Below are 12,527 nucleotides of genomic sequence, written 5' to 3' on the forward strand. Positions count from 1 at the left end.
CTCTGGCGAGCGCCCATAAACGCAAATGAACCACGAAAAATTCGAACATGCAAGCGATCAGCCCGGCACGGACAGGGCCGAGAACCGACCGTGGCTAATCGTCCTCCGGGTCTCCGCCGGTCTCTATGACCTCTATACCGAGCCTCTGGAAGAGTTCCGTCATTTTGGAAGGCAGACGATCCGTCACCAGGACATCGATTTCATCCAACTGCGCAATTCGAACCGGAGCTCGCCGGTTGAATTTCGTCTGGTCCGTGACAAGAACGATGCGCCGTGCATTCTCGATGATGGCCCGCGATACCTGGACCTCGCGAACATCGTAGTCCAGCAGCGTGCCGTCCTCGTCGATCGCCGAGGTGCCGATGATAGCGAGGTCAACCTTGAATTGGCGGATGATGTCGGCTGCCATCTGCCCGACTATGCCGCCGTCGCTCGCACGGATGGCGCCACCGGCGATGATCAAGTTTATGGCGCTGTTGCGATACAGGACGTTGGCGACGTTGATGTTGTTGGTGATCACGAGAAGTCCGGTGCGGCCGACGATCGCCTGCGCTACCTCCTCGGTTGTCGTCCCCAGATTGATGAAGAGCGATGAATGGTCGGGAATGAGTTGAGCCGCGGCCGCTCCGATCCGGCGTTTATTCGACTGCGCCACCAGCTTGCGGGCCTCGTAGGCAAGGTTCTCGACACCCGAGGCGACGACAGCCCCGCCATGGGTCCGCGTGATCAGCCGCGCCTCGCTCAGGTCATTGAGGTCACGCCGGATCGTCTGCGGCGTAACGCCGAACCGGACGACCAGATCCTCGACGGCCACGCGCCCGGTCTCGCGGACCAGGGTGGCGATTTCCTGTTGACGCCGCGAGGCCGGCCGGAGGGTGTCCACAGGGCTAGCTGTTCGCCGCGAAGGACACACCGAAATTGAAAGCTATGGAGATACGCAAGCCCGTGCCACGGTAAGGCCGGACCTGGTGGAACAGCCACGAGGGAAACAGGAACAGCAAGCCAGGCCTCGGGCGGATAGTCTCCCCGCTGCCGACAGAAGCGCCGTCGTCCCCGGCGAACTTGAGCGCGGGCGCGTACATGCCGGGGCCCGGCCCTCGCGGATCGATCATCTCAAACTCGCCCCCGAGCGCCGGGTCGCTCGCACAGCCGCCGTCGTCGACATAGTAAGTGCCGGACCAGAAGCTCCCCGGATGGTAGTGGCTGATATTGCCGTCGCCGGGGCCATTCACGTTCGCCCAGGCCTGCGTCGTCCAATTCGGCGTGACCTTCTGGCCGTGACGGTCGGCCGTCATCTGAGTGGCGACATGGCGCGCGGCGGTCAGCACCTCACCGACGCGCGGGCCGCCCCATTCGGCAATCTCCCGATCGGAATGCCAACCACCGGCGTTCGACGCCTGGATCGAGGGCGTGCTGGAGCGCCTTTCCAGGATGAGCCGGGAAAGTTCGGCGTTTCGCGCCGCAGCATCGGGCAGTTCGACTGCCGCAACGGGCGTCGCGAAAAGACCGCGAATGTTGATTTCGATGCGCGCCATGTTCGTTCCCCGTCTTGCGTGTGCAAGAGGCGCGCCTTGCTGTCAACAAAGAGAAGATCTATTTCGTTAGACCAATCGGCTGTTTCTCCAGGTGCGCGAGCCCTTCAACCCTTAGGGGATTTAAATCGGGGCAACGAACGCCAACCGGTCACGCGAAGAGCGATCAAAACCACAGGAGGTTTGAATTGGCGGAGGGGATGAGATTCGAACTCACGGTACGGCTTGACGCCGTACAACGGTTTAGCAAACCGCCGCCTTCAGCCACTCGGCCACCCCTCCGCCGGGAGAAGCAAACCAGTCACACGACGTTTGCAAAGCCGTTCTAGCGACCCCTACCCCCTCGGTCAATCAGTGGCCGCCGTCCAATCCAATGGTGACCGTCTCACAGCTTCCGCTTCAGAGCCTCGTTCACCAGGGCCGGATTGCCCCGGCCGCCCATCGCCTTCATCACCTGCCCCACGAAGAACCCGAACAGCTTATCTTTGCCGCCCTTATACTCCGCCAGCTTGTCCGGGTTGGCCGCCAGAACCTGATCCACCGCACCGTCGATCGCGCCCGTGTCCGTCACCTGACGCAGCCCCCGGGCCTCGACAATGGCGGCGGCGGTCTCCCCCGTCTCCATCATCGCCTCCATCACCTCCTTGGCGATGCGGCCATTGATCGTCGCGTCCGCCAGCAGATCCAGAAGCCCACCAAGCGCCTCGGCCGAGACCGGGCTGTTCTCGATCCCCCGCCCCATCCGGTTCAGCCCTGCAAAGAAATCCCCCAACATCCAGTTGGACGCGATCTTTCCGTCCCGCCCACGCGCCACAACCTCATAGAAATCGGCTGTCCCCTGCTCCATCACGAGCACGCCCGCATCATAGGCGGGCAGCCCGTACTGGCTCATGAACCTTGCCTTCTTGGCATCCGGCAATTCCGGCAGACCCTCCGCCAGCTCATCCACCCATGCCCGCTCGATCACCAGCGGCAACAGATCCGGATCGGGGAAATAACGATAGTCGTGCGCGTCCTCCTTCGAGCGCATCGAGCGCGTCTCGCCGCGGCCCGGATCATAAAGGCGCGTCTCCTGCTGAACCTCCTCGCCCGCCTCCCAAATCTCCACCTGGCGCCGTGCCTCGGCCTCGATCGCCTGCATCACGAAGCGAACCGAGTTGACGTTCTTGATTTCGCAACGCGTGCGGAAGGACTCCCCCGTCTTTCGCACCGAGACGTTCACGTCCGCGCGCATGGAGCCCTCCTCCATGTTGCCATCGCAAGTGCCAAGATAGCGCATGATGGTCCGCAGCTTCCGAAGATATGCCCCCGCCTCCTCCGGCGCGCGCATATCCGGCTCGCTCACGATCTCCATCAGCGCCACGCCAGAGCGGTTGAGATCGATGAAGGACAGCGCCGGGTGCTGGTCGTGCATCGACTTGCCGGCATCCTGCTCCAGATGCAGCCGCGTCACGCCGATCGAGCGGATAGCGCCGCCCTCCAGCTCGATATCGATGACGCCCTTGCCCACGATCGGATGAGCGAACTGGCTGATCTGATAGCCCGCGGGCAGATCGGCATAGAAATAGTTTTTGCGGTCAAAACGACTGACGAGGTTGATCTCTGCGTTCAGGCCCAAGCCGGTCCGCACCGCCTGCGCCACGCATTCACCGTTGAGCACCGGCAACATGCCGGGGAAGGCCGCGTCGACAAAGCTCACCTGGCTATTGGGTTCTGCGCCATATTCGGCTGAGGCCCCGCTGAACAGCTTCGCCTTCGAGACGACCTGAGCGTGGACTTCCAGCCCGATGACCAACTCCCAGGGACCGGTCGCACCCTCGATGACATATGCGCTCATCGTCCTGCCTCCATGCAGATGGCGGGTTTGGCCGAGAAGCCCGCCGCCGCCTCCAGCGCCGCGCCCACGGCAAACACTGTTTCCTCGTCGAAATGCCGCCCCAGCACCTGCAACCCGAGCGGCAGTCCGTCGGCGTCCAGCCCCGCCGGCACGGAAATGCCCGGCACGCCAGCCATGGAAGCCGGCACGGTGAACACGTCGTTCAGGTACATCTGCACCGGGTCGTCGCTCTTCTCACCGAGCCCAAAGGCCGCCGAGGGCGCCGTCGGCGTCAGCAGCGCATCGACGCGCTCGAACGCCTGCGTGAAGTCGCGCAGGATAAGCGCCCGCACCTTCTGCGCCTTGAGGTAATAAGCGTCGTAATAGCCCGCCGAGAGCACATAGGTGCCGATGAGAATGCGCCGCCGCACCTCTGGTCCGAACCCGGCCGCGCGGGTTTCCTCGTAGAGGTCGGTGAGGTCGTTCGCCGGCACCCGCAGCCCGAAGCGTACCCCGTCATAGCGCGCGAGGTTGGACGAGGCCTCGGCCGGCGCCACGATGTAGTAGGTGGCGAGGCCGTATTTCGTGTGCGGCAGGGAGACGTCGACAATCTCCGCACCGGCGTCGCGGAGCCAGGCGATGCCCTGGGTCCACAACGCCTCGATCTCGGACGACACGCCCTCCGCATGATATTCGCGCGGAATGCCGATACGGAGCCCCTTCACGCCGCGACGGCAGGCGGCGGCATAATCCGGCACCGGGCGGTTGACGCTCGTGCTGTCCTTCGGGTCATGCCCCGCCATCGAGCCGAGCAGGATCGCGGTGTCCTCCACCGTGCGGGCGAAGGGTCCAGGCTGGTCTAGCGAAGAGGCGAAGGCGACCACGCCCCAGCGCGAGCAACGCCCGTAGGTCGGCTTCATGCCGACGATGCCGCAGAAGGACGCCGGCTGGCGGATCGACCCGCCGGTATCGGTGCCCGTCGAGGCGAGCGCCATGCCAGCCGCGACCGCCGCCGCCGAGCCGCCCGAGGAGCCGCCCGGTACCAGTTGCGTGTTGGCGCCGCGCCGCTGCCACGGGTTGATGGTCGCCCCGAAGGCCGAGGTGGTGGTCGAGGACCCCATCGCGAATTCGTCGAGGTTCGTCTTGCCGAGGAACACCGCGCCGTCCCGCAGCATGTTGGCGGTGACGGTGCTCTCGTACGGCGGCACGAACGGCTCGAGGATGCGGCTCGCCGCCGTCGTCCGCACACCCTTGGTGCAGAACAGATCCTTGATCGCCATCGGCAGCCCGGCGAGCGGTCCGCCCTCGCCCCGCGCGATCGCCGCATCGGCGGCGTCCGCCTGGGCCAGCGCCAACTCGGGCGTGACCGTGATGTAGGCGTGGAGTTCCGGCTCCAACGCGGTGATGGCGGCGAGATGCGCCTCCGTCAGCTCACGCGCGGAGATCCGGCGAGCACGCAGAGCGTCGCGCGCGCTGCTTAGGGTGAATTCAAGCGTCATCTCATTCCACCACTTTCGGCACGGTATAGAAAGGTCCGGAGCGCGCCGGCGCATTGGCCAGCACAGCCTCGGTCTGGTCGCCATCGGTCACCACATCCTCGCGGAGTGCGAGCGTCGCCGATCCCACCGAGGCGAGCGGATCCACGCCCGAGACATCGACCTCGTTCAGTTGCTCGATCCAGCCCAGAATCGCGCCGAGTTCGGATTGGAGTTGCGCCACATCCTCGTCGGCCAGTCGGATGCGCGCCAGCCGCGCGATGCGGCGGACGGCGGCGGGGTCGAGGGCAGCGGATGCAGAGGCCATGGAACAAGAACGTCCTTGGGAATTAGGGAGGGGCGGACCATAAAGGTGCCCATGCCTGTCATCAACTTGAGTGAGCTTTGCGCGGGGCTGGAACGCGACGAACGCCTGATCGGGCTCGACCCAGGCTCGAAGACGATAGGAGTGGCCCTGTCGGACGTGCGGCTGAAGGTGGCGAGCCCCTACGGCACCTTGCCGCGCAAGAAGCTCGCCGGCATCGCGGCGGAGCTACAACGGCTGGCGGCGCGCGAGGGCGCGGGCGGGCTGGTGGTGGGTCTGCCTCTGGCCTCAGACGGGCGGATGGGTCCGGCGGCGCAAGCGGCGCGCGACTGGGCCTGGGCGATTTCGGACGCGGTGGGACTTCCGGCAGCGCTTTGGGATGAGACGCTGACGACCGCCGAGGTGCATGAGTTGCTGATCAGCGCCGACATCAGCCGGAAGCGCCGGGCGGCTGTGGTCGACCGGATGGCCGCGGCACGTATTCTTCAGTCGGCGCTCGATTCGCTCGGATAGGTCCAGTCTTCGGGGCGGCTGAGGGTAATCTCCGCCGAGACCATTGCGTCCGCGCCGCCAATGAGGATCAACCGGCAGAGTTTGTGCGGCAGGGTCTCCGGCAGGTGATCGGTGACGAGGACGGTCGCATCTTGGGCGCTTTCGGCGAGCCCCTGTGTCGCCTGCAGCGCCAGCGGCAGCCAGTCCGGTGACGGACCCAGCACGAGAATGCGGTCATCGGGGCGCAGATCGGCCTCTAGCAGCAGCCCCGCAGCCAGCCGGGCCGATGAGAACTCCGGACCTGCGAAGTGCAGGATGAGCGCCGCGGCGGCCCGGGGATCGCCCTCGGCCCAGGCGCGGAGCGTCGGGTCGCCTGGAGCAAGCTGAACGCCATGGACGGCGCCCAGCCAATGCCGGAAGGCAGCGCGATTGGTGGTCGCGAGCCGCTCGGCAGCGTAGTTCTCAGGGGTGAGATAGAGGCTCAGGGTTCAGCCATGCGTGAGGTTCGGGTAGGTTCCGGATCGACGGGGCTTGATTGCGCGGTCGCGGCGCGTCTATATGCCGCCCACCCAAGGCGGGGCCATAGCTCAGTTGGGAGAGCGCCTGAATGGCATTCAGGAGGTCGTCGGTTCGATTCCGATTGGCTCCACCAAGCGCCGGGCTTAACATATTTGGATCGTTGCTTCTGGCTGGTTCCTTGCGCCGCACACCCACCTTAGAACCGTCCCTTTGATTTGCGCTGGCCCGCGACAGCCGGCGCCGCCTCCGTGGTTCGACGAATGGAGCAAAGGTAACGCGAGGCGGGTTAGCATCAGGGAAAGAGCGAGTGGCGGTATCTGCCCGGTTCATAACAAACGTGTTGGGAGCGCGATCTACTTCTTCGGCCATTGTGCGCCTGGTAGTTGCGGGGCCGGTGGTCGAGTGGATCGGGCTTGCACCGATCGGGGGAACACCCCTGCGCCTACGCCACCCCTTATCGCTGTTCCACCCTCAAGGGAGGGGCGCGGTGCCCGTGCGCTGCGGGGCACCCCGAAGTTCACGGCTAGCAAGGCATCATCTTAACGAAGCAAGTCTCCGACGATTTGATTTCCGGTGTCGGCCCGGTGATCTTTATTAGCCACTCATGGCGCGGCGCTCCTAGCATAAGGGTCAGGATTGAACTTACCTTTCTGAGGTATCGTTCGCGAAGCCCGACCCACATGGAGCAGCATTTTCTCTGCCGAATGACATCTTATCCTTCGGACCGCGCTGCCACTCCACCCATCTGGTGAACTAGCCATAGAAGCTTCGCCGCAACTACATCAAGTTCGAAAGTGCCAACGGGGCGAAATGAACTTCTACGCGATTTGGCCGTCGCTTGTTTGCCTGTTAGTGATAACGGCGGTCGCTTCCTCCCCCGCAATGATGCTCGCGGATACGCCACCAACGACAACTCGAGCACGCGTACAGACCATCGACGGGCTACGGGGCTTCTTAGCCATTGGCGTTTTCATCCACCATTCAGTTATTTACCATCAATATCTCCTTACAGGAAGATGGGACGTGCCCCCCTCGGTGTTCTACACAAATATTGGGAAGGCTGGGGTCACTGTGTTTTTTATGATAACTGGCTATCTGTTTGGACACAGATCCTCCGAGCCGAAGGCAGACCAGACTTCCTAAAGCTCTATATCGGCAGAATCTTCCGTATAATCCCGTTGTACGTGTTCTTAGCGGGCATTGTTTTTGCAGTGGTTGGCGTGTTGACGCACTGGAACTTGCAGGTCTCACCAATCGAACTTTTAAAAGAAATGGTTAGGTGGCTGTCTGGCGGCATTTTGCCGGCCAGCGATGTTAACGGCCACAACAACACGTTTCTAATCTCAGCTGGGGTAACTTGGTCACTCCAATTTGAGTGGTTCTTCTACGCTAGCCTTCTAGTAATAGCTTTTTTTGCACGCAACAGGTTGCTTGGTATTCTGCTTCCGATCTTAGGTTATGTTTTTGTAGGCGTTTTAAAAACGGCATTACATCTGACCAGCATGGATGCCTCTGCCGCGTTGATGTTCTTCATTGGGATGATTGCGGCATCCGCTAAATCGACAGAGGTGCTTGACCGCTTTCAGGCTCCACAATGGGCAATGTCGTCCATGATTATCATCTTGGTGGCATTTGTGCTGTTCTTCTCAACCCACGTCTTTGGGATTGCATCGATCACTGGCCTTGGGTTGGCGTTCATATTGGTGGTCACTGACGGCACGATTTTTGGACTGCTTCTAACCAAAGGCGCAAGGCGCTTAGGCGACATCAGCTATGGTATCTACCTGCTTCAGGGACCTGTCCTGTTTGTGGTGTTCTGGCCGGCTGTGGTCCGTGCTGACGCCTTGTCCTCCCCGTGGCTTCACTGGATCATAGTCATGATCGCAGCGCTGCTTCTGGTCGCGTTGGCCACCGCTACACATGTGCTGATTGAAATTCCCGGCGTGCAAGCGGGGCGATGTTTCACAAGCAGGATTATGAACATCCGGAGCCTCCGCCAAGCCTAGTCTGCCAAACAAAGACGCTGGCTTACTCCCCTTGACCCTCACCCTGCTTTCCAGGCCATTGCGAACTAGGATTTTCCACCTTTGAATGGATAAAGGAGGAGGGTTTGATGAAGCACAGCAGGTTCAGTGACGAGCAGATCATCGCGATGCTGAAGGAGCCCGAAGCTGGGGCGAAGGTTGATGACATCTGCCGTCGCACGGCGTGAGTGGGGCGACGTTTTACGCCTGGCGGAGGAAGTTCGGCGGCATGGAGCCGTCAGATGCGAAGCGGCTCCGGGAGTTGGAGACTGAGAACGCCAAACTCAAGCGGATCGTCGCCGATCAGGTGCTGGACATGTCGGCGATGAAGGAGCTGCTGCAAAAACAGCGGTGAGCCCGTGGCGAAGCGCAGAGCCGTGGGCTTTCTGATGAGCGCACTGGGTTTAGGTGAGCGGCGGAGTTGCCGCATCGTCAGTTTATCGCGCTCGGTGGCGCAGTATCGACCTGTCGCGCGCGACGACGGTGCGGTCATTGGGCGGATGCGTGTGCTGGCATCGGCACACCGCCGCTACGGCTGCCCCCGCCTACACGCGATGCTACGGCGGGAAGGGCTGGTCGTGAACCACAAACGCACGGAGCGCCTGTATCGTGTCGAAGGGCTTCAGGTGCGCACGAAGAAGCGCCGTAAGCTCCCCCGGCGCGACCGTGTCGCAGCTGAGGTTCCTCAGCGGCCGATGCAGCGCTGGTCACTCGACTTCATGAGCGACCAGCTTGCCGACCATCGCCGGTTCTGGGTCCTCAATATTGTGGACGACGACAGCCGCTTCTGTCCTGGGCAGCTCGTCGATCTGTCGATCTCCGGGGCGCGTGTCGCCCGCTATCTCGACGAGTTGGCCGGGCACCTCGGGCTACCGGAAGAGATCGTTCTCGACAACGGGCTGGAGGGCACGAGCCGTGCGATGTTAGACTGGTCGGAGCGCACCGGGGTTCGCCTGCGGTTCATCGAGCCGGGCAACCGGTGCAGAACGCGTTCATTGAGAGTTTTAACGGCCGCATGCGCGACGAGTGCCCGAACCTGCACTGGTTCCGATCCCTCCGCCACGCCCGCGACGAGATCGCCGAATGGCGCCACCACTATAACGCCAAGCGCCCGCATTCAGCGCTCGGACGGCTGTCGCCCATAGAGTTCCTGACCACGACCACCACGCCGGTGCTTGAGCCTCTTACGGGCTCCGCACCGGCGCTCACCGCGACGATGCAACAGGAGATTTCCAGCTTTGTACGGCCCTAACTCAGGGGTAGGGTCAAATTGGCATTTAGATACACGGGATATTTGAGTCTCGGGTCATGGATCAGCGTTACTTTTGGGTGGAGTAACGAGAGGAGGACCCCTTTGGCAGACGGCCCACATGTACTGGAATGATCTGACTCCAGGCCAAAAGGTGTCGGTTTGGTACACCGGCATGGCATCGGGGTCTGCCTCCGCGGCCGGAACCGGTGCGCTCGAATTGGCTGGCGGAACGATAGTCGCGGGAGGAGTAGCCGAGGCTACAGCTTGGGTACGAGGCTGAGGTGCAGCTTCACTCGATGCTGCGGCCGATATTTGCGCCTGCGTTGGGGCATGCCAAGGAGGCGGAAGCTGGGTGAAGTCATCGGCTTCTGTGCATTGACCAAACTTTGCGATAGCGGCTGACGTGCCAGTCAGGTCCATCCTAGTTGCCGCTGATGGCCCCTCTTCGATCGCCATCGAAGCGCCTGCCGTGACCCATGTAGGAATTGCGGGAAAGTCGTGGCGTCTAGTGGAATGGAAATCGTATTCGAAGATGCAACCCCGGCCAGGATTTGACTGCCGTGGTCATAGCCGAGCGTGATTCGTTCGACGCCGTCACTTGGAAAGGTGAAGGGCCCTGTGATGCTCAACGTGAAAATCTGAGGCTGAGCGAAGTTGGCGAGCAGCCCTATGCTCCAGCCGCCTCCAAGGTCCGCGTTCATGCCGCAGGTCTGCGACCCGGTGGCCGAAGTGTTATTGTTCTGGGCCAATTTTGGCGGAACTGATTGCGGCAGTGGCGACGCAGCCGCCGGCACCGGTGTTACAGGTGTCAGCGCGACGGGCGTTGCCGCTTCGGGTGGCGTCGACAGGCTATTGCTCGATGGGAAATAAGCGCCACTTGGAGGCTGACCGGCTGTCGTGTCCTGCGCTCTGGCTAAGGTGGAGCACGAAACGACAAGAAGTAAAACGACCGCTAGCGGCGCTCTCATTGGTCATCTCCCCGACCAGACTACCTCAACATAGGATCGAGATTGGCAGTAGTGCTGGATGGGCCATCTCTATCGCGTCGAGGGCTCATAGGAACGCCGCACCCGCGTGATCCTTGAATAGATCCGCCCGCCGAACGTAGCCGCGCAGGGTGTCGACCGACTTGTGCCTGGATACTTCCATCAGCTTGAAGACCGAGGGCTCGGCTTCAGCGCCGGAGGTCAGGAAACCCGACCAAAGAGAATGGGCGGCGAACAGCGTCGGGTCGCGGCCGGTCCGCAGGCAGTGTGCCTTCACAATGTCGGGCACGCTGTCGGCGCTCAGAACCGCTACGCTGGCCCTGCCGCCGCGGTTGATGGGCCGGAAGATCGGACCGCTTGTGATGCCGGAGGCAGCCAGCCATTCCTTCATAGCCTCAACCGGCCGGAGCTTTGCGCCGCGGGGAATGGCAATCTCCTGCCCTGCCCCTTCTTGGTCCGTCTTTCACCGCCGGATCGTCACACGCAGCCCGTCGGGCGCCTCGACCAGGTCGCCGACTTCCAGAGCAACTAGCTCACTGCGGCGAAATGCGCCGGCGAAGCCAATCGCCAGGAGAGCCCTGTCCCGTTTCCCGCGAAGATCGTCAGGGGAAGTGTCGAGCATGACGCGGATGAGATCGGCCGTAGCTGGCGCCTTCTGGACCTTGGCCGCGCCGATCGAACGCCGGATCCCGCGCATCGTCGCTTTGACACCCTCTGCGTTGGTCGGAGGCTCGATGCCCGCGAGCTTAAGGGCATACCGGATCGCGGCGACCCTGCGCCCGATAGTGGAGGCCCGGGCCCCTCCCCTCGCCTGTAAATCAGCACCGAGATGGGACCCCGATGAAAATCTAAGCTACAGGCGTGATAAGGTGTCCATATTTGCTCCATGTATGGGGTCCCCATCGGCGCCGATCTGGACCCCATCCCCAGGGATAGCTCTATCGTGATTTCAAATTCTTATGTTGAAAATAGAAGGGGGTTCCGATTCGGTGCTGAAACACACGAAAATGGCCATGCCCAAACACGCTTCCCCGCTAACGCCTGCCTTCGCTGGGCATGGGCTGTAACGCAAACGTTTCTAGTTAAGGTGTCGAGCCCGGCGTCATGGCGGTCTTCTAGCGCTCAGTACGAGGCATGAGCGCAGTGACCAGTTGAGCACAGCCTCCGCGCCAACGACGCCAGGGAGTTCGCGTGCCGCATGACTTCGGCCGCCTCCAGAGGTCCGCCATGGCCCATGTAGAAGCGTTTGGAACCCCCTTGTAGCATCCGCTTCAACTCACGTGCGACTGCATTTGGGTCATCTTCGAACGGAGGACGAATTGCACGACCGGTGAACGCGATGCCGCCAATCAGAATGCCGGACGCTAGCAAATCACCAACCAGGGCGTCTTGTGAAGACAATTCAACTGCTATCGAGCCGGGAGTATGTCCTGCCGTATGACGAACAAGCCCCTCGAAACCAAAGTCCCGAAGGCTCACCGAGCCTCCATTTTTCATCATCAAGTCTGGCAGGAAACCTTCATACGGCTGGTGCGGGAGCGGCGTTCTGAGGAACAACCTGCCGACTAAACCTGTCGGGCAGAACGTCATCGGCTCCCTACGACTGTAAAAATCGGCATCGTCTTGATGCGCTAGAATGGGGGCACCCGACAACTGGCGCAGGCGTGCGGCGCTGCCCGCATGATCGGTGTGTGCGTGGGTCACGATGATCAGCTTGATGTCCCGGAAAGACAGGCCGTGCCGAAAGAGGACTCGCGCGATCTTTCGCTCGGAACCAGGTATGCCCGCGTCGACGAGCACGCAACCTGCGTCGCTCTTTATCAGATGGACGTTCACCATCTTGAACGGCAAAATAGGGATACGAATGATTTCGATTGGAGGCATGGGAACTTCCTGTGCGATCTTTCGCTGATAGACGGTAAAGCGTGCCGCGCCGCTGCGTAGCCCCGCACCATCAAGGCCTAAATCAGCAATGAGTGGGAGAGCGAACACCGAATGGCGGCCCCGCATAGAGCTCGCCCTATGCTTTCCGTCGCCTGACCGAAAAGGCGGGATCTTCGACCTAGCGATCTTGCCTCGCCCGATGCCAAACTGGCTCCGTCAGGA

12 protein-coding genes, 2 tRNA genes and 1 pseudogene are annotated in these 12,527 nt (G+C 62.0%); 5 read left to right on the top strand and 10 right to left on the bottom strand.

Annotated elements, in window-relative coordinates; all coding sequences use genetic code 11:
- Nucleotides 1–94: 94 nt before the first annotated feature.
- From ACOEQ1_RS08475 to gatC, 6 genes are all read right to left on the bottom strand, one after another.
- Nucleotides 95–883, bottom strand: a complete 789-nt coding sequence (locus tag ACOEQ1_RS08475) for a DeoR/GlpR family DNA-binding transcription regulator (protein WP_419758824.1) — start codon at nt 881–883, stop codon at nt 95–97.
- 4 nt (nt 884–887) lie between these two features.
- A complete protein-coding gene (locus ACOEQ1_RS08480) occupies nt 888–1,535 on the bottom strand; it encodes a 2OG-Fe(II) oxygenase family protein (protein WP_419758825.1) in 648 nt (215 codons plus the stop codon).
- Between the two features lie 186 nt (nt 1,536–1,721).
- Nucleotides 1,722–1,814: transfer RNA gene (locus tag ACOEQ1_RS08485), tRNA-Ser, on the bottom strand.
- 103 nt (nt 1,815–1,917) lie between these two features.
- Nucleotides 1,918–3,369 (bottom strand): Asp-tRNA(Asn)/Glu-tRNA(Gln) amidotransferase subunit GatB, encoded by a 1,452-nt coding sequence (gene gatB, locus ACOEQ1_RS08490; protein WP_419758826.1) that lies wholly within the window; start codon nt 3,367–3,369, stop codon nt 1,918–1,920.
- Nucleotides 3,366–4,847 carry an Asp-tRNA(Asn)/Glu-tRNA(Gln) amidotransferase subunit GatA gene (gene gatA, locus ACOEQ1_RS08495; protein WP_419758827.1) on the bottom strand — a complete coding sequence of 494 codons (1,482 nt, stop codon included), beginning with the start codon at nt 4,845–4,847 and terminating at the stop codon, nt 3,366–3,368. Before gatA ends, gatB begins: the two co-directional genes overlap by 4 nt.
- A gap of 1 nt (nt 4,848) precedes the next feature.
- Nucleotides 4,849–5,151 carry an Asp-tRNA(Asn)/Glu-tRNA(Gln) amidotransferase subunit GatC gene (gene gatC / locus ACOEQ1_RS08500; protein WP_419758828.1) on the bottom strand — a complete coding sequence of 101 codons (303 nt, stop codon included), beginning with the start codon at nt 5,149–5,151 and terminating at the stop codon, nt 4,849–4,851.
- Between the two features lie 51 nt (nt 5,152–5,202).
- Here gatC and ruvX point away from each other — a divergent pair, with 51 nt between their 5' ends.
- Nucleotides 5,203–5,661 carry a Holliday junction resolvase RuvX gene (gene ruvX / locus ACOEQ1_RS08505; protein ID WP_419758829.1) on the top strand — a complete coding sequence of 153 codons (459 nt, stop codon included), beginning with the start codon at nt 5,203–5,205 and terminating at the stop codon, nt 5,659–5,661.
- Here the strand turns inward: ruvX and ACOEQ1_RS08510 are convergent.
- On the bottom strand, nt 5,634–5,864 hold the full coding sequence (locus ACOEQ1_RS08510) for a hypothetical protein (protein WP_419758830.1): 231 nt from the start codon (nt 5,862–5,864) through the stop codon (nt 5,634–5,636). The genes ruvX and ACOEQ1_RS08510 overlap by 28 nt on opposite strands.
- A gap of 352 nt (nt 5,865–6,216) precedes the next feature.
- Here ACOEQ1_RS08510 and ACOEQ1_RS08515 point away from each other — a divergent pair.
- The 4 genes and pseudogenes from ACOEQ1_RS08515 (at nt 6,217) to ACOEQ1_RS08530 (ending at nt 9,435) form a co-directional block, all read left to right on the top strand.
- Nucleotides 6,217–6,292, top strand: a tRNA-Ala gene (locus ACOEQ1_RS08515).
- A 752-nt stretch (nt 6,293–7,044) separates the two neighbouring features.
- Nucleotides 7,045–7,302: an acyltransferase family protein gene (locus tag ACOEQ1_RS08520; protein WP_419760663.1), complete on the top strand. Its 258-nt coding sequence runs from the start codon at nt 7,045–7,047 to the stop codon at nt 7,300–7,302.
- On the top strand, nt 7,269–8,165 hold the full coding sequence (locus ACOEQ1_RS08525; protein ID WP_419760664.1) for an acyltransferase family protein: 897 nt from the start codon (nt 7,269–7,271) through the stop codon (nt 8,163–8,165). Before ACOEQ1_RS08520 ends, ACOEQ1_RS08525 begins: the two co-directional genes overlap by 34 nt.
- Nucleotides 8,166–8,272: 107 nt before the next feature.
- Nucleotides 8,273–9,435 (top strand): annotated as a pseudogene (locus ACOEQ1_RS08530) (IS3 family transposase).
- A 1,053-nt stretch (nt 9,436–10,488) separates the two neighbouring features.
- Here ACOEQ1_RS08530 and ACOEQ1_RS08535 read toward each other — a convergent pair.
- The 3 genes from ACOEQ1_RS08535 to ACOEQ1_RS08545 form a co-directional block, all read right to left on the bottom strand.
- Nucleotides 10,489–10,812 carry a hypothetical protein gene (locus ACOEQ1_RS08535; protein ID WP_419758831.1) on the bottom strand — a complete coding sequence of 108 codons (324 nt, stop codon included), beginning with the start codon at nt 10,810–10,812 and terminating at the stop codon, nt 10,489–10,491.
- Between the two features lie 72 nt (nt 10,813–10,884).
- On the bottom strand, nt 10,885–11,118 hold the full coding sequence (locus ACOEQ1_RS08540; RefSeq protein ID WP_419758832.1) for a hypothetical protein: 234 nt from the start codon (nt 11,116–11,118) through the stop codon (nt 10,885–10,887).
- A gap of 425 nt (nt 11,119–11,543) precedes the next feature.
- The gene (locus tag ACOEQ1_RS08545; RefSeq protein WP_419758833.1) at nt 11,544–12,431 is read right to left on the bottom strand and encodes an MBL fold metallo-hydrolase; all 888 of its coding nucleotides are present in this window, start codon (nt 12,429–12,431) and stop codon (nt 11,544–11,546) included.
- Between the last annotated feature and the right edge of the window lie 96 nt (nt 12,432–12,527).

It is taken from the genome of Acidisoma sp. (assembly GCF_965199065.1).
Classification (GTDB): Bacteria; Pseudomonadota; Alphaproteobacteria; order Acetobacterales; family Acetobacteraceae; genus Acidisoma.